We start from the raw sequence: 21,536 nt of genomic DNA, 5'->3' as shown, positions 1-21,536 counted from the left end.
CCTTTTCTTCGATCGATTCGTACGGAATAAAACGATCTTGATGAAGTGAGGTGGGTTACAGGATGGACAGAGAAAAAGAGAAAGATCTCGACTTACTATCCGATGAAGAAAGAGATGAAATGCTGGCGAAGTATGATAAAGAATCTTCTATTCGCCAAAAAACCGGAAAATGGGCCTGGGCGATTACATTTATTGCAGTCTCCCTCACGGCTTTTCATATTTACAGAGCCTTTCCACAGAATGGGCCACTTGTCTCTCTTATGCAGGGAGCCGTCCACCTCGGTACAGCAATGGGACTTATTTTTCTTCTTTATCCCCTGAAACGAGGCGGCGAAAAGAAAGTCGGCGTGCCCTGGTACGATGTCGTATTTGCATTTCTCGGCATGGCAGCCAGTTATTATATTCTCTTCCGGTATGACTGGATTACGGGTGCAGCCAGAATTATGGGCTTCACCACGGTCGACATTATCGTTGCGACGATAGGGATTGTGCTTCTTCTCGAAGCAACGCGGCGGGCTGTCGGGATACCTATTGTTGTCATTGGTTCTTTAGCAATCTTATACGGGTTATTCGGCACGAATATACCATATTTTGGCCACGGCGGGTTTGACTGGACTGGATTATCAAGGCGTTTGTTTTTCTCTTCCGACGCGATATTCGGTACACCTATTCAAATATCCTCCACGTATATATACTTATTCTTATTCTTTGGCGTCATGCTGACAAAAACCGGTGTCGGGCAGTATTTTAACGATCTGGCATTCGGGCTGACCGGACGCTTCACCGGCGGTACCGCAAAAGCCGCTGTTGCTGCGTCTGCCATGCAGGGGACGGTTACAGGAAGCTCCGTTGCCAACACGGTGGCCTCCGGTTCGTTTACGATCCCAATGATGAAGCGGGCGAAGTTCCGTCCGGAATTTGCGGCTGCTGCTGAAGCTTCCGCTTCCACCGGCGGGCAGATTATGCCGCCGATCATGGGTGCTGCTGCTTTTATCATGGCAGAATATGTTTCTACTGTTTCATACAGTGATATTATTATTATTGGTATTATTCCGGCAATTTTATATTTCACTGGGGTATTCATGGGTACGCACTTTGAAGCGAAACGGCATGGGATTCACGGACTGCCGAAGGACCAGCTTCCTTCGAAAAAAGGCCTGTTAAAAGATTCCTATCTGCTGCTGCCGCTTGTGTTAATTGTAACGATGCTGGTAAACGGCTTTACGCCGACCTACGCAGCGCTCACTGGTATTGGTACAGCCTTTGCCGTAAGTTATATAAAGAAACAGACGAGATTAACGCCGAAAGATATTATTCAGGCGTTTGAAGACGGTGCAAAAATCGCCCTCCCTGTTATCGCAGCGTGTGCGACCGCAGGTATTATCGTAGGTACAGTAGTATTCACAGGACTTGGCGGCCGGATCGCAGGCGGACTGCTTGCGATGGCAGGCGACAGCTTATTCCTGCTCCTGTTCTTTACGATGATCGCCTGTATCCTGCTTGGAATGGGTCTGCCGACAACTGCCAACTATGTAGTTACAGCTTCTATGGCGGCACCTGCATTAATTAACTTCGGTGTTCCGGAAGTCGCAGCACACTTTTTCGTGTTCTACTTCGGTATTGTTGCCGACATTACACCTCCAGTGTGTTTAGCTGCTTATGCCGGCGCCGGAATAGCCAAGGCGAACCCGATGAAAGCCGGGGTGACCGCCTTCAAGCTCGCCATTGCAGGGTTTATTATTCCATATGTCTTTGTGTACAACCCGCAGCTGCTTTTAGTCGATGCAGAGTTCTTTACGGTCATTTATCTTGTGATTACCGCATTGATCGGGATGGCTGCGATAAGTGCGACGATGATGGGATATTTCTTCAATACATTTAAGTGGTACGAAAAACCACTGCTCCTTGCGGCCGGTATTATGCTTATCTGGCCGGGGCATTTGATTGTGGAAGGAACCGGACTCGTACTCTTAGTGCTGATCGCTATTGTACAGAGAGCACGCAAAAAGAAACAGGAAGCTTAATCTAAGAAAGAGGATGCCCGCTTATAGGGCATCCTCTTTTATTTGTAAGCTACCTTGAAAACAAAAGTTCCGCTAAAAAGAAGTAATACTGCTGCTTCACTTTCGGAGAGGCTTGCCCAAGGGCTTGTTCTCGACTAATTTTGGCGGAAAGAACGTCCGCCAAAATGGATTCTCCAACTGCGCTAGTCCTTTGGGCGTCCTCTCCTTCGTTACACAGCAGTATTAATTTTCATACTTCATGGTGCAAAAATTTTACATGAGTGTCTCTGTTAAAAGCAGGTGTTGATATAAGGAAACTACGCCTGTGGCTCTTTTTTCTTCGCTTGCCGCGGAGAAATCCTTCAGCTATCCCTCCTTACAAGAGAGTAGGGTTTCGCGCAGCCAATGTTCGTAAGACCAAGACCGTCTTACGAACATTCAAAACCCTGGCTGGCTTCACTCCTCCTTTGTAAGTTTGTCCAGAGACCGGACAAACTTTCGATCTTCACGCTTTCTTTTTCCGCAGGCGTCTTGAAAACTCGCCTTGGCTTTGTTTTATTTAGGAGAAGAAAGTAGAAAGGAACAGTCCCTATCTTTTGTTTTAAAAAGGAAGAACGAAGCGAAAACCGGTGGACGCCTGTGTTAGAGAGAGCATTGCTCCACCCGACCAGCATTCATCTTTATAGAGATCGTGAAGATGACTTTAAAATCCTTTGGTCGGCTACGTAAAAGCTTTCGGCTGAGAAAGTTCTCACAGCCTCTGGAAGAACGAACTCGGCAGATCACAGCGAAGGAGCTCGTCCACGGCAGGCTAGTGAAGTTTTCTCTTATCAATAACGAGCATTAACAGAGCTAATTCATAAGAAAGAGGATGTCCTTCGTGGGCATCCTCTTTTTCCATTCAGTTGGGTTATTTTTCTATTTATTTCTTTTACACAGTATCTAATTATAATGACTAACAGACGACGAATTCACCGTTTCTTCATTTAATTGAACTGAAATCATTATTATTTTCCATCATAAAAAACGTCAAACGTTTCCCAAAGTGTCTCCAGCTCCTCCAGCCGTTTTGCTACTTTTTTATGCTCGGAGCGAGTGAGCGCGGTAATCAGGGCACTTGCGACGCTCATCGGCGCTGCAAAGGAATCGATAAACGAATTGATTTCCGTTGCGGTGATCAGATGTTTGTTTCCATAGGGATACAGCGGGCTTAAGAGGTGATCCGTCATAACGATCGTGTTTGCGCCGCGCGCTTTCACGTACTTCATCACTTCCACCGTCCTCTTCGTGTAACGCGCAAATCCCAGACCGAGCACTACATCTTCCTCCGTAATATCAAGCAGATGCTCTGATACCCCATCCGCTTCTTCAATTAATTCTGTATTCTGCAGTACAAGATCCAGATAAAAAGCAAGATAGGAACCAATGCTTGCCGCACTCCGGTAAGCAACGATATAAATTCTTTTTGCCTGAATTAAATCCATCACGATCGCTTCAAATTCTTCCGGACTTATCTGCTCCATGGTCGTATTTAAATTATGAATATCATCCGTCAGTACTTCGCGGATGGTTTCTTTCGATTTTTCCGTTCCCTGGGTCGTTCGTTTCAGCACTTCTGCGGACGTAAGCTTTTTCTGCAGTGCTTCCTGCAGATGGCGCTGGAGATCCGGATAGCCGCGGTATCCGAGCACTGTGGCAAAACGGATCACCGTCGCCTCCCCCACCTCTGCATTCTGCGCCAGGCGGGATGCAGTAAGAAATGGTGCTGCCTCCCGGTGCTCTATTAAATATCGGGCAATTTTTTTATGGGATTTACTCAGCGAGGCCTGCTCGCGGCTGATTTTTGCAAACACATCCATATCACTCATCCAACCACTCTCCTCTCTCTTTAGTTTACTTGATCTGAAGAAAAATTTGTAGTCCGGAGCAATCAGGAAAGCGCTTTAAAAAATGAAAGATATCATTCACTTTTGTGCTAATTTTCAAAGTTTTCAACCATTTTTGACCAATTTTGAAGCTTGTGTTTTAATAAGATAAGAACTTCGAAAGGGGAGATACATCATGGCACAGCCAAAGTATATTATGAACATTGAAAAAGTCCCGCACTTATCAGATGAGGAAAAAGCAAAACTCAAACAAATAACGGAGAAATTTGTTTTCCGTGTGAATGAATATTATTTAGGTCTCATCGACTGGGGAGATCCGAAAGACCCGATCCGAAAACTCGTTATCCCGAACGAAGGAGAACTCGAGGAGTACGGACGCTGGGATTCCTCTGATGAAGATACGAACTATGTTGTTCCAGGCTGCCAGCATAAATATGACCAGACTGCCCTGCTTATCGTCTCTGAAGTGTGCGGTGCTTACTGCCGGTACTGCTTCCGTAAGCGGCTCTTCCGTAATGATATCAAAGAAGCGATGTCTGATGTATCTCCCGGCATCGAATATATCCGTGAACATCCTGAAATTACGAACGTGCTTCTTACAGGCGGTGACTCCTTAATTCTTGCGACGCGCAAGCTCCGTAAAATTATCGAGCAGCTCCGGGAAATCCCGCACGTGAAGATTATCCGTCTCGGTTCAAAAATGCCGGTTTTCAACCCGATGCGCATTTATGAAGACCAGGACCTCCATGATCTGATCCGCGAATTTTCCACTCCGGAGCAGCGAATCTACGTGATGGCGCACATTAACCATCCGCGTGAAATTACAGAAGAAGCGAAAAAAGGCTTTGAATTCCTGCATAACGCCGGAGCAATTGTCGTAAACCAGACGCCGGTGCTGCGCGGCATCAATGATGATCCGGAAGTGCTTGCAGAACTGCTTGATAAGCTTTCCTGGGCAGGGGTTACACCTTACTACTTCTTTATCAACCGTCCGGTTGCAGGAAACAACGATTTCGTGCTTTCCCTGAAGGAAGCGTATGAAATTACAGAGCAGGCGAAAGCGAAAACTTCCGGTCTCGGAAAACGTGTACGCCTTTCTATGAGCCACACTTCCGGAAAAATTGAGATCCTTGCGATTGAAGACGGAAAAGCTTACCTGAAGTATCATCAGTCCAGAGACAATGAGTACGGCAAATTCATGGTGCTTGACTGTCCGGACGATGCAGCATGGTTTGATGACCTTCCCGGCAATGAAGCGCACTGGAGAGCACCACAGAAAAAGTGGGTCGACTTCCAGGGAGCCAATGATAAAATCAGCCAGAAAGAAAAAGAAGTACTCGAAACAAAATAATTATGTAAGAAACCTGTCCGGCGCCAATTCCGGGCAGGTTTCTTATGTAAAGACACTTATTTCCCTTTCTTCAGACGCTGCTTTCTTATTCAGCTTCTCCTGCTTCCTCTTCTATGACTTCTTTTATATAATCAGCAGTATTCTTATCGACTTGAAAATACTCAACTTCCTCCCAGGTTTCTCCGATTCGCTCTGCGATCACTGCCTCTTCTTTCTGGAACCAAATCCTGGAGTCAATCATACCTATCCCGCGATCCGGGTTGAGCATGAGTACATAGAGATCCGGATTTTCTAAGTTTACCTCTGCTTCCTCCACCTTATCTGGGTACAAATAAATCATTAAGAAATTATCAATAACCGTATCATCCTTCGTATCTGTGAAAATATAAGGATAATCAATCTGGCCGGAATGCGAACTGTTTTGATACCCGATTCTCAGTTCTTTCGACACCGCGGTCCCTTGAAAACTTCCTAGTAGATAACCGCTGGAAAAGACAGCTAAAATGAGTGCAGAAAGTAATAACCTTTTAAATAAACTCATACGAGTCCTCCTTTACTAAAAATGTATAAGTGGATGTTTTTATTAAATATCGGTAGAAAGCGATAATATCTATATATTAACTTATTTTTCCAGAATAATATAGAAAATTTCGTCTTGTGCAGAAGATTTTCTCTATCTTTCCCATAGGAAACGGAATTCGTAGTAAAATTGATTTAACAAAATCGTTCAAATGAGTGAACAAAGGATGAGTTTGATGAAATGGCTTTTATGGCTTGCTTTAATAATTCTTGCAGGATGCAGCAATACAGCCTCCGAAGAAAATGAATCCGAATCATCCCTTCCTCTTACAGAATCTATTTCCCAGGAACCTTTTTGGCTTGCTTATCAGGGGACAGAGATAGAAGATAATAAGATGCATCTTTATTTTATTGCAGCCCACGAGGATGAAACACAGATTAGCAGCGGTGACTACGAGTTTGATTTGCCTGCATTTCTGTATGATGAAGAAGGGATTCCCTATGAAGTGTATGACGTTACTTATCATGAGGATGATTTTCGGGGCAGCTCTCTTTCTTCCCACCAGCTGGGAATAACGATTGAAGCGGGACCGCCGCCGAACAATACAGCGGGAAAACAGCTCCACCTCCCCTTCCTGCTTGTACCGCAGCTGTATGCTTCCGGTTACGAGTATGTCATAACAGAAGAAGAAATGGAGGCAGTATTTCAGGGAGATCTTGCCCTGGTGAACGTGACTGCGCAGGAACAGCGGCTCCGCTTTACGCTGGAAGACCAGCACAGTGCTGCCAGGCAGCGGGAAATTCAGTACTCCTTCATGCAGGAAAAAGAAGGAGAACGAATTTATCCCCTTTTTAAAAATATTGAGCAGGATGGTCCCTACGCAGAAGTGGATCTGCAGTTCAGCCAGGAATTTTCCTTCCCTGTCACGCTGCAAATACAGCGTACAACCACCTCCCTCCCGCAATGGCGGCTGTCGCTGACTGTTCCGCTTGATAAAGGACAGGAGGAATAAAATACGAAAAAGCTGCAGCGTGTAACTTTGATCTGCAGCTTTTTTGTATACATTTTTATTTGCCGTGGAGCGTTTCTGCGAACGCCGCTGCTTTTTCCAGCATTTTCTGCCTCGCTTCATCGCTTTCCTGGATGACGTCCCCAAAATGCAGCACTTCTGCAAGCTCTAGCCCGCAGAACTGAAGCAAATGCTTATCAATCCCGGTGACAACATTTTCATACAGCCCCGCGGTATGAAATTCGTCCGGCGGGGATCCTGTGGTAAAAACGAGAGATGCCTTTGTGCCGTTAAGCAGCGGGACAGGCGTTTCCCCTTCGAGCTCGTAGGCGATGCCATAGGCAAACACCCGGTCGATGAATCCCTTCCCAGGCGCGGGAAAAGACCCCCACCAAAGTGGAAACTGAAAAATTACGTGATCTGCCTTCTGCAGCGCTGCCTGCGCCTCTTTCACATCCGGAGCGTAGTGTCCTTCCATCGATGCCTGATATTCTTCTATCGTAAGTTTCGGTTCGAAGCTTTCTGTACCTGGAGAAAAAACATCTACTTCCGGCAGCTTTTCCTGGATAGCCTGAAAGATGGCTCCGTTAAAGCTGTCGTAAGCAGGATGCATGTATATGTACATGATGCGCATAAGATAACTCCTTTCTTTTCAATAAAAAACCTATCCTGACGTCCGCCGTCCTGATAGGTTTTTAAGCATTTCAAATTATTTTTGATCTTTTGCGGGTTTAATCAGCGGTTTGCCGAAGAAATATCCCTGAACGTAATCGACAATTGGTTTAACTGCTTCGTACTCCTCGGGTTTTTCAATACCTTCTGCAAGCAGAAGCGTCCCGATTTTCCCGGCAGATTCTTTTAACTGCTTAATTTGCTCAATTTTTTCCGGGCGCAGATGACAGTCCTGCACGAGTTTCCGGTCAATTTTTGCGTAATCCGGCTGCAGGGCTTCCATTACTTCCACCGTGGAATATCCGCTGCCCAGATCATCAAGCGCTACGCGGATCCCTGCTTTCTTATATTCATCAAAGATAAACTGCAGATGAGAAATATCTTCAATTTTTTCTGTTTCCACCACTTCAAAAACAAGATCATCAGGGTCCACTTTATATTCACGCACCGCTTTAAAAGTGCTCTGCAGGCAGTGGCGCGGATCATAAATGGAAGAGGGCAGAAAATTAATAAACCGCTTCGTCCCGCGCTCAAGCATGTGTGCGCCAGTCCGGATGGCATTGATGCGGGCCTGGCTGTCGAGCATAGACTGCAGTCCCGACCGCTGGGAGAAAGCAAACAGCTCGCCAGGGTTGAACGGATACAGCTTACTGTTCGGCCGCAGGAGGAACTCGTAGCCGAACGGCTTGCCGGTTTTTGTGTCGATTACCGGCTGCATATAGGATTGAAACAATTTTTCCTGAATAACCTTTACGAACATCGGATTAGCAATCTGCTCGCGCAGCTGCTGGATGGGAAATTCATTCCCCGGAAGATAAGTGTTTCCTTCTGCAGAGATGAGACTTCCCCGGAGACTCTCCTGCTCTTCTTCCGGAAGCACTTTTTCAATCTGCTCCATATGCTGCTGCAGTTCCATCCATGCAGTATAATTTACAAACAGACGGTTTTCCTCGGTGAATTCCGTCTGTACTCTGCGGAATGCACGGTGCAGCGTCCGGATCACGCCCGGCACTGAACTGAATAACATCATTCGTCCTGATTCATTTAATGGAATTTTCCCCTGACAAAGCTGACATGCTTCCATAATTTCCACCATCTTCCCCTTTAATAACATTTCCTTTATTATACCCTAATTCGTAGTTCAAAAAACCTATTAGTTGATACTTTTTACGAAATATAAGTCTTTAGTCCCTCTTCCATCGATAGGAGAGAACTTTCAAGTCTTCTTTCTCCATTGTTGTGAGATTATCTAACATATCGACTGTGATTTTCTTCTGCAGGTCTTTTCTTTCCGGCTGGCCAAATGTTCTTCCCAGCGGAAACTTGATGTGAAGCGCTCTCGGGGCATGTACAAGCTTTGTTAAATCTGGAAAATGAGTCATCGACATTGTAGCAATTCCTGCCTTTTCCACTTCTTTCTGTATCAATCCGACCGATTGATGGCAGATATATCAGCCGGGGGATAACAGCAGAATATCTGCGTTTTCCTCCTGCAGACGCTTCAGGATAATAGGCACGCTTTTTTTCATCAGCTTGTCTGTCCTAGGTATATACCCCATCATCCCGAACAGCGTCGGCGTGACTGCCCCTATTTTTTTCTCCGCTTCCAGGTCCCGCAGTGCATGCAGCGGAAATACTGTATTTACATCTTCCTTTACTGCCTTCGTATCGTAATGCGTGTGGGACACGGTAAGCTTTTCAGGTTCAGTGTCTGCGGGAATAAAGCGTACACTCCAGTCCCCTGCTTCTACGTCAAAAGGGTCTTCCTCCGCCAAATGTACACCTGCCGTCGTTAAAAAAGAAACACGCCATTCGCTCATTGGCTTCTCCGGGATAACAAGAGACTGAATTTTTTCTCTCCCGAATTTTTTTATGGATCTTTTCGCCAGCAATTGAAAATATTTATCTTTTACCGCAGCTAGCATATGCACGGCCCCTTTCGTTCTCTTTACTCTGTTATTCCCTTCCCGGGCATGGTCCTAACCTGTTTTTACACAACTATACAATCAACCCGGAACATGCTATGATGCAGGTAATTGACAGAATGTTCACACTATAAAGGAGGAATGAACATATGACGTTAACGAAAGAAGAAGTAACGCAGAACATCGAAGATTCAGACGGCTGGGAGCTGGAGGGGGAAAGCTGGATTGCCAAAAAATATACTTTCTCTTCCTATCCGAAAGCAATTCAGTTCGTGCAGTCTGTCGCGCAGATTGCAGAGGACCGGCAGCACCATCCATACACAATTATTGATCATAAACAGGTGACGCTGAAGTTAAGTACGATTGATGAAGGAGGGTTAACCCAGAAAGATTTTGAATCTGCCCACGCCTACGACCGGCTGTTCCAGAAATATACGTAGTTTCTTTTTTCTCCATCTGCGAAATGGTATGATAGACAGGACGTTTCGTACGAGGGAGAGTGTTGTATGCAGTGGCTTTATCTTATTACAGCAGTTGTCATGTCCATACTTGCTGTGTATCATCTTTTTACCGACCGATTCCGGAAGCTTTCGGGCAATACCGTTCTTTTTGAATTAGACGATCCGAAAAAAATATCGACTTCTTCCATCATTTATAAAAGCTCTATTTATGCCTGCTATATAGTGTTCCTGCTGTCGATCCTGCTGTTTATGCAGTTGTTCACCAATTTCACTACTGCGACGCTGTTATTTGTCGTCGTATTTCTGCTTGGCATGTTTATTCTGCTTACGCTGGATAAAGTTTTCCAGGTTCAGGGGGATGCGGTTATTTTCGCAGGCTACCACGCCAAGTGGTCAAAAATCCGTATTATTAAATGGGGAAAGCAGCGCAGGCACAGGCGGCAGCTGATTATGGAACTTGTAAAAGGACAGCGGATCAAAACGACAGTACCGAATGAAGAAAAGCAGCGGCTGGAAAATTTTCTGGCTGACTATGTATATGTGGAAAAAGAAAAGGACCAAAAAAAATCCCCGACCAATTAATGGCCGGGGATTTTATTATTGACCTGTTTCCTGAAATAAGCGGATGCGTTCTCCGATTTCATCACGTACACGCTGAAATACCGCCCAGCGTTCCTCCGGGGTGCCGCCGGCTTTCGCAGGATCTTCAAATCCCCAGTGTACACGTTCTTTATTCGGTGGCGTTGCCGGGCAGACTTCATCTGCGTGGTCACAGAGCGTAACGACGAGATCTGCCTGCTGCAGCAGCTCCGGATCAATTTTATCAGAAGACTGACTGGAAATATCAATATCCACTTCCCCCATGGCTTTTACCGCATCCGGGTTGACTCCGTGTGCTTCAATGCCTGCGGAGTACACATCCCATCCATTCTCGAGATAGTGTTTCGCCCAGCCTTCTGCCATTTGGCTGCGGCAGGAATTCCCTGTACATAAAAAGTAAATTGTTCGTTTTGACATTCGAAAGCCTCCAGTATTTTTCATATAATCATTCACTTATATAATAACATGATTTCTTTTATCAAAATGTAAAGAAAGTATGAAGAAAATCAGCAGCAGGTAACGCGCAGGCCATCTGCTTCAATCTGGTTCAGCATAATTTTCGGATCCGGCAGCTCCTGCACGAGTGCCATCGCCATCGGATAATGAATGGAAGATTCATTCAGCGAATAAAAAACCCACTGTCCCTGCTTTCTTTCTTTCACAAGTCCCTTATCACGGAGTTTTCTCAGATGCTGGCTCACGGAAGGCTGGCTCGTCTGAAAAATCTCTACAAATTCACAGACACATACATCATCAGCGGACAGCAGTGACACCATCGTCAACCGGGTTTTATCCCCAAGTAGCTTAAATAATACAGCTGCATCTTCATAGCTCATTTTATCTTTTATCATGGCTCTTCTCCTCCGTTATTGTTTCTACTATAATACGAAGCGCCTGCTGCTGCGTTTCCATTGCCATGGAAGGAAGCCGTGTTCCAGTTACCATTTCCGGCAGCGCGGGCAGATGTATAAATCCGGCCTGGCAGGGGAGGTTCTCCTGTGTAATCAGGTGCAGCGTGCGGTATAACGTCGTATTGCAGATATAAGTACCGGCACTGTAGGAAAGTACTGCCGGCACTCCCCTGCTTTGCAGCTGCGCTGTCAATCTGCGTACAGGAAGTGTTGCAAATATCCCATCCGGCCCGTTGTTTACGACCGGTCTGTCCTGGGGCGTATCCCCGCTGTTATCGGGGAACGATGCAGCATCTTCCAGATTCACCGCAATTCTCTCCACATTTACCGCTTCCCGTCCGGCGGCTACCCCGAAATGAACGACTGCGTCCGGCTCCCAGCGTTTCATTTCCTCCAGTGCTTTTTCCGCACAGAGAGCATACACCACCGGCAGAGAAAGCGTTTTTATCTCCACTCCCTCAAATTCCTGTGTCGCAGCCCATTCCATTAATAAATGCGATGGGTTTATATCCATGTCTCCAAACGGCTCAAACCCTGTCAGCAGTATCTTCACGAAGTGGCCCCCCTGTCTCTTTGTCTATTTTCTCCTGTTTTCAAATTTTTTTCAAGTTTCCTTCCTCCCTTTTTTTACTTTCGATGTACTTATGGAGTGAAAGGGGGTGACACAATGAATCATTTAACGCAGACTCGCCTGATTCTTACTTTCAATGCTGGTTATGATGAAGACGGCAACATCCTGTTTCAGACACGCAATTTCCGCAATGTAAAATCTCAGTCGGAAGATGCAGCACTTTACCAGGCCGGGATGGCAATTGCCTCCCTGCAGCAGCACTTGGTGTACAGTGTAGAACGAAATAACGTGTACGAACTATCTGAATAATAAGGAGGGATAAAAGATGACAAAACGTTTAGAACTTTTGTTTACTACAGAAGCAGGTACCAGCGCTACGATTGCAGTGGATTCTCCGAAAGAACCCGTAGATGCAGCAGCAGTCACACAGGCGATGGATGAGATCCTCGCTGCGGATGTGTTTTTCGGTGCCAGCGGCAACTTCGTTGAAAAACGCGGTGCCCGTCTCGTGGAACGAAACGTAGACACAATCGATATCGGTATATAAGTTTTTCCGAGCTGCTCCCGTTGCCTTTGTGACGGGAGAGCTTTTTATTATGAGATTTTTACTCTTTTCAGCTTATGAGTGGCTTTTCCCGATCAATTACACAAGCTGTCCGATGTATTTCATAGAAGATATCTGCAAGCAGTGCAGCCACGGATCCCAGCAGAAAGGAGATGCGCCCATGGAGTTCTGGATACAGGTACTGGGGGAATTCGGCTTTCCGGTCACGATCACTTTTTATCTGCTCTACCGGATGGAAAAGAAGCTTGATACGATTAACCGTTCCATCCTCAGCCTTGCTGCCGGACGACCGCTCCCCCCGGAATTAAAACCTCCCGGCCCAGCGGAAAATCATCTGCATTAATTAGAAAAAGAGCCTTTCCTGCTTGCCAGGAAGGGCCCTTCATTTAGTTGATAAACTGTACATAGACGACTGACCAGTCATTTTCCTCGATCTGCTCAAAGCTGACTTCCACAGCGCCATCCAAATAAAGTTCCTCTTCGTCCGCGTCGTAAAATTCGTATTCTGCCACTGCTTCGCCCTCATTCACCTCAAGGGAACGCTGCCGGACAAAATTCACTCGTTCCAGCTGCAGAAAATGAAACGACCGCTCCATCTCATCTCTTGTAAAAGTAAGCAGCTCTGCGTCGCTGTCAATCTGCACTTCCTCTGCCAGAAGCTCAGCCAGCAGGTCCGTATCCCTTTCGTGCATTGCCTGAAAAAGCTGTCTCGCTGTGTCATCGAGTTCCTGGCGTTCCGCAAGCTCCTGCTCATGTTCCGCCTGCCGGTCGATTAAGTCCTGTTTATACGTCAGTAAATCATCTTTTAACTGCATGTTTTCTTCATAAAGGTCTTCGACTCTTTCTTCCAGTTCCGAGGTGCGTTCCCGTTCCTCTTCCAGCTGTTCCGCAAGCGCCGCTTCACTTTCCCGCAGTGATTCCAGCTCCCTTTCTTCGTCCTGCTGGGCAGCCTCTTCCCCGTCTTCATTATTTGCACAGGCGGCAAGACTGATCAGCGCAGCTGCCAATAGTAAATGTTTCATTTTCACGGTCCAGCCCTCTTTTCTTTGCCAATTCTCTCTATCCATCATACAAAAAGAGAATCCATTTGCCTAGGAAAACTTTACAATTTTCTCCTGTTCGTTGTCGGAAAGGTATCAGCAGGTTGTTATTTAAAGCTTCTTTGAAAACAAAACTGTTTTTTGTAAATTAATAGCTTTCTTTGCTGCTTCACTTTCGGCGAACGCTTGCGCCGGAAAGCGAAGGAGAACCCAATATATAGAAAGCTATAAATATATCATACCTATAACTTTATAAACAAACGGGCAGCGCAGACTTTCTTGTCTGCGCTGCCTGCATGTCTTATTCTTTTTTATTACGCTTGATTAATTCTTCCAGTACCTCCAGCAATTCTTCCTTCGACATTTTCGACGTGTCTTTGTCTTCCCTGCGTTCTGTTAAAAATTCACTTTCATCGCCGGCCTCTTCTGCAGAAGTTGCTTCCTTAAAGGCTGGATCGAGTTCGTCGTCCATGCCTTTATAAAAATCATTCAATTCTGCTTTATCGAGCGGCCGGTCCTCTGATTCGATGGAAAAGTGCTTACGGGAGGCTCCATCTTCTTTCCTATATGAATCTTCCAGCAGGTAGGCAGGAACAATCTGCCCGTCCGGTGTCATATACTTTTTGTTTAAATTCCGTGTCTCTTTATCAAAAAAGCTGTAAACGACCGGAATCAGTACAAGTGTTAAGAAAGTAGCACTCACCATGCCGCCGATCACGGTTATCGCAAGCGGCTGCTGAATTTCCGATCCTTCTCCGAGACCCATCGCAAGCGGAATCAGCGCCAGAATTGTCGTAGAAGCTGTCATAAGGATCGGACGTGCTCTATCCTTCACTCCTTCTACAATAGCATCATAACTCTTTAAGCCGTACTCTTTCTGCCTGTTAATGTAGTCGACAAGTACAATCGAGTTATTGACGACGATTCCGACGAGGACGATGAGCCCAATAAAGGCGGTCACGCTGATCGGCGTTCTCGTAAGCGTGAGACTGAGCGTCACGCCGATTAATACGAGCGGCACCGTAAACATGACAACAAGCGGATATTTCAATGATTCAAACTGCGCTGCCATGACGAAGTAAACGAATACTACGGCAAGGATTAAAGCGAGCGTTAAATCACTGATCGCATCGTCCAGCAGCTGCTGATCCCCTGTGTAGGAAAGCGTCGTACCGGATGGGAGACCGTAATCCTCTACTGTATCGTCCACGAGCTGATTAATTTCCCCTAAGTTATAATCTGTAGAATACGTGAGCGAGAACTGCACAGATTCTTCCTGGTTGATCCGGTTAATTGTTTCCGGGCCTTCTCCGCGTTCAATGTCTGCCACTTCATTCAGGGCGACGAACTCCCCTTCCTGGTTACGCAGCAGCAAGTCTTCCAGCGCTTCCACGTCTTCCGTGAACTCTTCTGCGAGCCGGACGTTTACTTCCAGTACGTCATTTTGCTCTGTGACAATCTGAGTCGCAAAGGCGCCGCGGGTGTTTGTATCCACTGCCTCAGCAATTTCGGCCGGCGTAAGGCCTTCTTCCCGGGCTGCTTCTTCATCAATCAGCACCTGCAGCTCCGGTGTTGTTTCTTCATACGTGTTCGTTACTTCTGTAAACTCTGGCATATCTTCAAATTCTGCCAGCAGATCCTCTGCCACTTCCTGCAGCTGGACGGGATCCTGATCAGTTAAATCAAAGCTGAACGTATTCGGATCCCCGCCAAAGGAAGCTTCCACTGCAAGATTTACTTCTGCATCCGGTGCTGCGTTCTCCACGTCGCGGCGGATTTCTTCGCCGAAATCAATCGTGGAGATGTCGCGCTCCCCGACCGGAACCATCGTTACATACACGACTGCCTGGTTCCCCTGGGTGCCTTCCGCCATTGGTCCCTGGTCTCCGCCGGAACCTGTGACAGAAGTATACGCTTCAATCTCCCCGTGCTCGTCCAATACTTCCTCAATTGCCTGGACATCTTCAAACGTTGTATCAAGCGGTGTACCTGTTTCATTTTCCACTTCAATCTGCAGAAAGCTTTCATCAGTGGCCGGCAAAAACTGTGTGCCGACAGTCGTGATGCCAAATCCGCCTGCTATAAGCAGCGCCACCGTGACTAAAAAGACAATCATTCTGTTCTTCAGCGACCAGCGGGCCGTTTTATCAAAAAAGGTGATAAATCGTGATTTCTGGCGCTTTTCTTCTACATCTTCCTTCGGCGCCTTCAGCCAGCGGCTTGCAATCATCGGCACAACCGTAAGGGCCACTGCCAGAGAAGCAAGCAGACTGAAGGATACGGTAAGCGCAAATTCCCGGAATAAATTTCCGACAATTCCACTGATAAATACGACCGGTAAAAATACGGAAATCGTCGTCAGTGTACTAGCGGTAATCGCAGTTGCGACTTCTTTCGTTCCGTCTGCCGCCGCCTGCCGGGGTGACTTTTTCATCGATAAATGCCTGTAAATGTTTTCAATTACCACAATGGAGTTATCAACAAGCATCCCGATCCCGAGCGCAAGTCCGCCGAGTGTCATGATGTTTAACGAGAAGTTCGTAAAGTACAGCAGTACGAACGTGACAATTACAGAAAACGGAATAGCGATTCCGATGAGTAATGGTGTTTTAAAGCTCCGCAAAAAGAAAAACAGCACGACCATCGCAATAATTCCCCCGCCGATTAATGCAAGTGCGACGTTGGAAATGGCATCTTCAATAAATTCGCCCTGATTAAACAGGACATCTGCCTGCAGGTCCTCGTAATCTCCTGTTTCCAGCAGTTCATCCAGCTCCGCCATTACTTCTGAAGCGACCCCGGCAGTATTTGCATCTGCCTGCTGCTGTACGCTTAATAAAATGGCATCTTCCTGATTTGTGCGGGTAATAATATCTGTCGGCTCCGGTCCTCTTTCCACTTCCGCTACTTCCGAAAGCGTGACCGTTTCCGTTTCTTCTTCCTCCGTAATCGTTTCTGTAACGACGATATTTTCTATGTCTTCCAGACTGCCGAGTTCAAACAGCACCCGGGTAGTCAGCTCATCGCCACCGTCTTCCACGACGCCGCCCGGTGCAGTGATATTATGTGTCTGCAGCACCTGCACAATATCAGACTGCACGAGATTATTTTCTTCCAGGGCTTCCTGGTCCAGGGTGACAGAAATTTCTTCCACTGCGTCTCCCATAAGATCAATCGTTGCTACTCCATCCACACGGAGCAGGTCCCTTTCCAGGTCTTCCACGAGCGCCTGCATATCCCCGCCATTATCGGAAGAAAGGGAAAGCTGAATAATCGGGAACTGTGCCGGATCAAATTTAATAAACTGCGGCTGTCCCGCATCATTTGGCAGCGGCACCTGGTTCATCGAAGTGATAATGTCATTCTCCACATCATCAATCGAAGTCGTCCAGGAAAACTCCAGGATTGTGAGGGACTGCCCCTCCATGGAAATGGTGGAGATATTATTCAAACCGCCGACGGTAGATAAATTCTGCTCCATCGGCCGCGATATCTGCTCCACTACTTCTTCCGGTCCTGCATCATCATATGATGTTACTACTGCCGCAATCGGCGGATCAATGTCCGGGATTAATTTTAATGGAATATTTGTAAGTGATACGAACCCGAGCAGCAGAAACAAGGCCATCGTAACCATTGTAAAAACCGGGCGCGCAATAGAAAAGTTTGTTATTTTCATGATTCCTCTCCTTCTTTCTGGCTTTCCAGAATCAGCTGCGACAAATTGGCGAATGTATCCCGCATTGTTTCCAGCTCATCTTCCGGCAGTCTGGATAAGTATTTCCGCATGATTGCGTGGCGTTTTTCTTCCATCTCTTTTACAAAATTTTCTCCTTTGGGAAGCAGGCGCAGCACCGTCTGGCGCCGGTTGCATTCATCAATGGACCGCTCAAGCAGGTCGAGCTGTTCCAGCTTTCCTGCCATCTGGCTGATCGCACTGGCAGAAACATTCATATAAAAAGCGAGTTCTTTCACCCTCACGATATTCTTTTTCGCAATTAAATAAATCATTAACTGCTGGTTGGAGGAAAGATCTACCTCCACATCCGCGCCGAATTCGTGGGACATCGTCAGACTGATATCAATAATAAATTGGTCGATCTGATCAATATACTCCAGTTTTTTCATCTATACACCCCGTAAACTATTAAGTTGTTAAACTGTTAACTTTCTAAACTATAAAGTAACTTTTTTTCATAGTCAAAGACGACACCTCGGAAAAATATGTCGGTTTTGTGAAGGGGAAAATAAAAAACAACTTCACTTCTTATAAAGAACATTAAGACATGATTTTCTTTTATGAAATGTGGTGGGTGCTCCACTTTCGCCGGACGCTTTCCGGAGGGGACTCTCTCAGCTAAGCTGCCTTCAGCAGCTGGATGTTCAATTCGTCCACAGTCCTCCAGGGAGTCGCCGGCTGCGTTTCGCACACTTGATTCATTTACTTTCCTCACTTTTAAACTTGTTTTTGTTAATTTTCAGTCGAAACAATCATAGTTATTTTCTCTTGCCGGGAAAAAGTGCGACATGAAACTTCCCTGAAAGAAAAACGTCTATGTGTTGCAAGAAGGGGGTATACATAGTGAAAAAAATTACATTTTCCATTGTTTTATTACTTATATTCTTTATTGCAGGTTGTCAAAATACGGAGTATTCCTCTGCCGGCAATCAGGAAGAACATACGGTTTCTGCTTACACTCCTTCAGCTGAAGATGTGGTAGATATGCACGGGGAAATTGAAAATGAGGAAAGGTTTAAGCAGTTTCTTAATCATGTGGAAGAAGAGAAAAAAGATAATTTAAGACTTGTCAGATATACAACAGAAGGCGATCCAATACTTTATGACCTTGCTTACGATGCAGGAGAGATAAAGTTAACAATGGATTCAAGAAGAGATGAATATGGTGAAGGAAGTATAACTACTGCGACCTGCAACTCCATTCAAACAGTCGAAACTGGAGAAGGAGCTGATTACATTCTCGAAAACTGCCAAGATACTACAGACCAGCTCATTTTGATCACATTGGAGTAGCATATATTTTATCAGCAAATAAATTTCAGGAGAAATATATTTCCCAGAATGAGAGTTGTGGACGAAAAAAGAAAAAGCTAACGGTCAGCCAAGTGCTTATCTATGGTAAAATTTACTATAGGAAGAAAAGAAAAAACTGCAGGAGAATTCCTGCCTGTTGGAGGGGGAAGAAACATGAAGAGGCCTTTCTGGATGCCACTGCTGGCAGCCTTTGGTGTAATGATCGTGTTATATGGCGTGGGTTATTTCTTTAATATAGCTGTTTTACAATTACACATTTCCCTTGATTACACGGAGGTTTCCCTCCTGCCGATTGTGGGAGGATTTGCAGCAGGATTTGTCTGCGAAGGAGTGCTGCGGTACAGAAGAAGGGTCAAGTCTGTTTAACAATATTCGTTTTAAAAGACCCTTCCTCAATTGTATACATACGAAAACTGGCCTTTTTCAGGATAATGCCGCCTGTTGGAGAATCGAAATGAATGCAGGTCTTTGAAGAATGTGGATGAGGAATAAATAAAAGCCTCTTCCATAAAAAATATGTTCCTGCGTAAAAATTATTCCTCTACTGCTGTTACCCCCCGAAAGATTTCTTGTCCTTTCTCTTTAACTCTGTATAAAGTATGTGTATCATCTCTATCCATAAGGGAAGCACCGTCCTCCGATACCCAGAGATAATATCCTTTGAACAGTTCTCCCTCTTTTATCAGATCCACTTCAAAATCAGGATCTGCCATATCCACAGCCCCATCCAGCTTTGATGTATTATTCACCGCCCGGAGGAATCGTTTGATATCTTTCGATTCTTCATATACTTCAAATAATTCCAGATTTTCTGAGTAAAAACTGTCTGTTTCATAAAGCCTGATTTCATCCACGCTGAAAGAATTTACATATAAACCAAAGCTGCATCCAGCAGTAAGAAGTCCAAAAATCATTAACCCTGCGATAGATAATTTCATCATCTTGAATACCTCCTATGTAAAAAAATCAGCCCTGCTGATGGAGCTGATTTCAGAGTGTAAAAAATAGATTTTCATGTAAAAGTATACTTTCGCTTTCAAATAACGCTTCCGATAGAAACTCTTTCAACTGAACTGCATGAGTGCTCTTCGAATCGTTTTTTATCCTTTCAGCGTCCCCTTAAAAAGTAATTTCAAGAAAAAATATGACAGGAGATCTCCTCTACAAATAAATAATGTTTCTTCGAAGCGTCCGGCGGTGACGCCTGTGGGATAAAGCGCTGTCTAAAGATCCTTTGGAATGCCAGGAGGTGTTCCAAAGAGCTGAAGACAACCCCACGGCAAGCTTCCGCCGGAAAGCGAAGGAAAACACTATCATATTTTGAAGAAGCAGTACTCCCTACTCCACTCTATTTAAGAAAGCCATTTTTCCTTATATTCATCATACTGTGTATGCGGTTTAGGTATTTCCGTCCCGTGGCAGAGACTCAGAATTTCCGGTTCCAGCTGTTTTACGATCGCCCCGCTCTTAATCGCTTCTCCCATGTTTGCGGTAAACATCGGGATCGGACGGCGCAGCTTTTCGTTTTTAAAGGAGGTAAATAAATCTCCTCCAATCAGTACATTATCCTGCTCATGATAATACACCATATGGCCCGGCGAATGGCCGGGAGTATAGTAAGGCTGCAGGGAGCCGACCGCAGTAAATGTGTCACTTTCTTCTTTCAGCGGCTTCACTGTCCCCCGCTTCGCCACAGCTGTCGCTTTGCTTCGCCCTGGATAAGGCTTTTTTCCTTCCATATAAGGAATTTCTTTCTCATGCGCAAATACTGTCACTGAAGCTTCTGTCCGGAGTTTCTCCAGCGCTCCTGTGTGATCTGAATGCCCGTGGGTAAGCAAAATCCGATGGAGCGGACCGAGCTCCAGTGCTTCTATTTCTTTTAAAATCCCTGTACCCATCGAGGGGATGCCACAGTCCACCAGTGTCACTCCATCTTCTTCCTTCACCAGCCACACACTGATCGTAATTCCCATCCAGACGCTCAGCTTCCAGACGTTCTCGGACACTTGTTTCACTTGCATGGCAAACCCTCCTTATTTTTAACAGCTGTTAGTTATATATTACCTTTATTTCAGAAAAATGTTTACAAAAAATGAAAATTTATTTTTCCACGTTTCCTGCATTGTACACAAGCTCTGCTTCAATTTCTGCACCGTTCCACATAAGCAGCCGGTGGTCATGGGTGCTTAGTACAACACGGATGTCCAGATCTTCTTCCACCCTGCCCAGTGGATACTCCGCTCCATACAGCCGGCCTTCTTTTTCCCCATTAATATACACGTGGGCATGTCCTTCGCGGAAAGTTGCTTCCCCCTCACTGTTTCTGACAAAAACAAAATGTTTTACTGTCGTCTGCAGCACCGCTGTACCATCTTCTTTTTCTTTCACTTCTGCAGTAATCTGCGGCGGATGTTCTGTTTCTTCCGGCACTTCGATCATGCCGTGATCGTGCCCGCCGGCCGCTTCCATCACAAAGTGGCTGTTCATCGTATAAAAATAAAGCGTCACAGTGACAAACAGGAACAATACAATAAAACTTAATATACGGTAAGCCATATTATTTCAATCCTTTTTTCAGGAGGAAACCTGCAGCAAACAGCACCAGGCCGCTTGCTAAAAACGCCAGGTCGTAAAACAGCGGATTGGCTGCATCCGGATGCACCCGGTGAATCTGCAGCAGATGATGATTAATGATGCCCTCCGCAAAGTTAAAAATCCCGCCTCCCATCAGAAAATAACTGCCGATCAGGCGGGCACCGTAACGAAAGCTTCCGGGATTACCGCCAAGCCAGATAAGTATTGCCCCTGCAATTAGTGTGAGGGTTACTGCAAAATGGAAGATGCCATCGCTTACGATCTGCATCGTTCTCGATGTATCCATCACCACACTGTGCCACTGGAGGAGCTGGTGAAATACAATACCGTCCATTGCTCCGAGAAAACCGAAGCCGAGTAAGAAACTTCCTATC

The 21,536-nt window shown here is 45.8% G+C and carries 26 protein-coding genes; 10 read left to right on the top strand and 16 right to left on the bottom strand.

Going from position 1 to position 21,536, the window contains the following annotated elements:
- Window positions 1-62: 62 nt before the first annotated feature.
- Window positions 63-2,024: a TRAP transporter permease gene (locus BLP92_RS05790; protein WP_090841508.1), complete on the top strand. Its 1,962-nt coding sequence runs from the start codon at window positions 63-65 to the stop codon at window positions 2,022-2,024.
- 986 nt (window positions 2,025-3,010) lie between these two features.
- Here BLP92_RS05790 and BLP92_RS05785 read toward each other — a convergent pair.
- Complete coding sequence (locus BLP92_RS05785; RefSeq protein ID WP_090841506.1) at window positions 3,011-3,871, bottom strand: MurR/RpiR family transcriptional regulator; 861 nt, start codon at window positions 3,869-3,871, stop codon at window positions 3,011-3,013.
- A gap of 193 nt (window positions 3,872-4,064) precedes the next feature.
- On the opposite strand from BLP92_RS05785, the gene BLP92_RS05780 reads away from it, so the two are divergent.
- On the top strand, window positions 4,065-5,240 hold the full coding sequence (locus tag BLP92_RS05780; RefSeq protein WP_090841504.1) for a KamA family radical SAM protein: 1,176 nt from the start codon (window positions 4,065-4,067) through the stop codon (window positions 5,238-5,240).
- A gap of 85 nt (window positions 5,241-5,325) precedes the next feature.
- Here BLP92_RS05780 and BLP92_RS05775 read toward each other — a convergent pair whose 3' ends face one another.
- The gene (locus BLP92_RS05775) at window positions 5,326-5,781 is read right to left on the bottom strand and encodes a hypothetical protein (protein ID WP_090841502.1); all 456 of its coding nucleotides are present in this window, start codon (window positions 5,779-5,781) and stop codon (window positions 5,326-5,328) included.
- Between the two features lie 214 nt (window positions 5,782-5,995).
- Between BLP92_RS05775 and BLP92_RS05770 the strand changes: the two genes are divergently transcribed.
- The gene (locus tag BLP92_RS05770; RefSeq protein ID WP_090841500.1) at window positions 5,996-6,772 is read left to right on the top strand and encodes a hypothetical protein; all 777 of its coding nucleotides are present in this window, start codon (window positions 5,996-5,998) and stop codon (window positions 6,770-6,772) included.
- A 55-nt stretch (window positions 6,773-6,827) separates the two neighbouring features.
- On the opposite strand, the gene BLP92_RS05765 is transcribed toward BLP92_RS05770, so the two are convergent.
- From BLP92_RS05765 to BLP92_RS05750, 4 genes are all read right to left on the bottom strand, one after another.
- Window positions 6,828-7,403, bottom strand: a complete 576-nt coding sequence (locus BLP92_RS05765; protein ID WP_090841498.1) for an NAD(P)H-dependent oxidoreductase — start codon at window positions 7,401-7,403, stop codon at window positions 6,828-6,830.
- Between the two features lie 75 nt (window positions 7,404-7,478).
- Entirely contained in the window at window positions 7,479-8,525 is a 1,047-nt protein-coding gene (locus BLP92_RS05760; protein WP_175444190.1) for an EAL domain-containing protein, read from the bottom strand.
- Window positions 8,526-8,625: 100 nt separating this feature from the next.
- Complete coding sequence (locus BLP92_RS05755; RefSeq protein ID WP_090841494.1) at window positions 8,626-8,829, bottom strand: hypothetical protein; 204 nt, start codon at window positions 8,827-8,829, stop codon at window positions 8,626-8,628.
- Window positions 8,830-8,892: 63 nt separating this feature from the next.
- Window positions 8,893-9,366 (bottom strand): glycine/sarcosine/betaine reductase selenoprotein B family protein, encoded by a 474-nt coding sequence (locus BLP92_RS05750; protein ID WP_090841492.1) that lies wholly within the window; start codon window positions 9,364-9,366, stop codon window positions 8,893-8,895.
- 149 nt (window positions 9,367-9,515) lie between these two features.
- Here BLP92_RS05750 and BLP92_RS05745 point away from each other — a divergent pair, with 149 nt between their 5' ends.
- Both BLP92_RS05745 and BLP92_RS05740 read left to right on the top strand, forming a co-directional pair.
- Complete coding sequence (locus BLP92_RS05745; RefSeq protein ID WP_090841490.1) at window positions 9,516-9,806, top strand: 4a-hydroxytetrahydrobiopterin dehydratase; 291 nt, start codon at window positions 9,516-9,518, stop codon at window positions 9,804-9,806.
- Window positions 9,807-9,872: 66 nt separating this feature from the next.
- Entirely contained in the window at window positions 9,873-10,409 is a 537-nt protein-coding gene (locus BLP92_RS05740; protein ID WP_090841488.1) for a PEX28-32 family peroxisomal membrane protein, read from the top strand.
- Between the two features lie 15 nt (window positions 10,410-10,424).
- Here BLP92_RS05740 and arsC read toward each other — a convergent pair whose 3' ends face one another.
- From arsC to BLP92_RS05725, 3 genes are all read right to left on the bottom strand, one after another.
- A complete protein-coding gene (gene arsC, locus BLP92_RS05735) occupies window positions 10,425-10,844 on the bottom strand; it encodes an arsenate reductase (thioredoxin) (protein WP_090841486.1) in 420 nt (139 codons plus the stop codon).
- Window positions 10,845-10,933: 89 nt separating this feature from the next.
- Window positions 10,934-11,278, bottom strand: a complete 345-nt coding sequence (locus tag BLP92_RS05730; protein ID WP_090841484.1) for an ArsR/SmtB family transcription factor — start codon at window positions 11,276-11,278, stop codon at window positions 10,934-10,936.
- Window positions 11,265-11,891 carry a pyroglutamyl-peptidase I gene (locus BLP92_RS05725; protein WP_090841483.1) on the bottom strand — a complete coding sequence of 209 codons (627 nt, stop codon included), beginning with the start codon at window positions 11,889-11,891 and terminating at the stop codon, window positions 11,265-11,267. The genes BLP92_RS05730 and BLP92_RS05725 overlap by 14 nt, the downstream gene beginning before the upstream one ends.
- Before the next feature lie 114 nt (window positions 11,892-12,005).
- Between BLP92_RS05725 and BLP92_RS17960 the strand changes: the two genes are divergently transcribed.
- Genes BLP92_RS17960 through BLP92_RS18160 form a run of 3 tightly spaced genes read left to right on the top strand, consistent with a single transcriptional unit; the run spans window position 12,006 to window position 12,817 of the window.
- A complete protein-coding gene (locus BLP92_RS17960; protein WP_175444189.1) occupies window positions 12,006-12,218 on the top strand; it encodes a DUF1659 domain-containing protein in 213 nt (70 codons plus the stop codon).
- A 16-nt stretch (window positions 12,219-12,234) separates the two neighbouring features.
- Window positions 12,235-12,456, top strand: coding sequence for a DUF2922 domain-containing protein (locus BLP92_RS05715; protein ID WP_090841481.1), 222 nt, complete (start codon window positions 12,235-12,237; stop codon window positions 12,454-12,456).
- Between the two features lie 49 nt (window positions 12,457-12,505).
- Window positions 12,506-12,817 carry a YvrJ family protein gene (locus BLP92_RS18160; RefSeq protein WP_244516670.1) on the top strand — a complete coding sequence of 104 codons (312 nt, stop codon included), beginning with the start codon at window positions 12,506-12,508 and terminating at the stop codon, window positions 12,815-12,817.
- Between the two features lie 43 nt (window positions 12,818-12,860).
- On the opposite strand, the gene BLP92_RS05705 is transcribed toward BLP92_RS18160, so the two are convergent.
- From BLP92_RS05705 to BLP92_RS05695, 3 genes are all read right to left on the bottom strand, one after another.
- A complete protein-coding gene (locus tag BLP92_RS05705; protein ID WP_090841479.1) occupies window positions 12,861-13,502 on the bottom strand; it encodes a hypothetical protein in 642 nt (213 codons plus the stop codon).
- A 313-nt stretch (window positions 13,503-13,815) separates the two neighbouring features.
- Window positions 13,816-17,193: an efflux RND transporter permease subunit gene (locus tag BLP92_RS05700; protein ID WP_090841477.1), complete on the bottom strand. Its 3,378-nt coding sequence runs from the start codon at window positions 17,191-17,193 to the stop codon at window positions 13,816-13,818.
- The gene (locus BLP92_RS05695) at window positions 17,190-17,642 is read right to left on the bottom strand and encodes a MarR family winged helix-turn-helix transcriptional regulator (protein WP_090841475.1); all 453 of its coding nucleotides are present in this window, start codon (window positions 17,640-17,642) and stop codon (window positions 17,190-17,192) included. The genes BLP92_RS05700 and BLP92_RS05695 overlap by 4 nt, the downstream gene beginning before the upstream one ends.
- 454 nt (window positions 17,643-18,096) lie before the next feature.
- On the opposite strand from BLP92_RS05695, the gene BLP92_RS05690 reads away from it, so the two are divergent.
- Together BLP92_RS05690 and BLP92_RS05685 are read left to right on the top strand one after the other, a co-directional pair.
- On the top strand, window positions 18,097-18,546 hold the full coding sequence (locus tag BLP92_RS05690; protein ID WP_175444188.1) for a DUF4362 domain-containing protein: 450 nt from the start codon (window positions 18,097-18,099) through the stop codon (window positions 18,544-18,546).
- 174 nt (window positions 18,547-18,720) lie between these two features.
- Window positions 18,721-18,933 (top strand): ATPase, encoded by a 213-nt coding sequence (locus tag BLP92_RS05685; RefSeq protein WP_139148920.1) that lies wholly within the window; start codon window positions 18,721-18,723, stop codon window positions 18,931-18,933.
- Window positions 18,934-19,100: 167 nt separating this feature from the next.
- Here BLP92_RS05685 and BLP92_RS05680 read toward each other — a convergent pair whose 3' ends face one another.
- The 4 genes from BLP92_RS05680 to BLP92_RS05665 form a co-directional block, all read right to left on the bottom strand.
- Entirely contained in the window at window positions 19,101-19,508 is a 408-nt protein-coding gene (locus BLP92_RS05680; RefSeq protein WP_090841469.1) for a YhfM domain-containing protein, read from the bottom strand.
- Window positions 19,509-19,919: 411 nt separating this feature from the next.
- A complete protein-coding gene (locus BLP92_RS05675) occupies window positions 19,920-20,588 on the bottom strand; it encodes an MBL fold metallo-hydrolase (RefSeq protein WP_090841467.1) in 669 nt (222 codons plus the stop codon).
- A 79-nt stretch (window positions 20,589-20,667) separates the two neighbouring features.
- Window positions 20,668-21,123 carry a hypothetical protein gene (locus BLP92_RS05670; RefSeq protein WP_090841465.1) on the bottom strand — a complete coding sequence of 152 codons (456 nt, stop codon included), beginning with the start codon at window positions 21,121-21,123 and terminating at the stop codon, window positions 20,668-20,670.
- A 1-nt stretch (window position 21,124) separates the two neighbouring features.
- Complete coding sequence (locus BLP92_RS05665) at window positions 21,125-21,535, bottom strand: DUF2243 domain-containing protein (RefSeq protein WP_342028380.1); 411 nt, start codon at window positions 21,533-21,535, stop codon at window positions 21,125-21,127.
- Window position 21,536 lies beyond the last annotated feature (1 nt).

The organism is Alkalicoccus daliensis, assembly GCF_900103955.1.
GTDB lineage: Bacteria > Bacillota > Bacilli > Bacillales > Salisediminibacteriaceae > Alkalicoccus > Alkalicoccus daliensis.
Note: the sequence above shows the minus strand (reverse complement) of the source record. Positions and strands in the feature narration are given on the sequence as shown.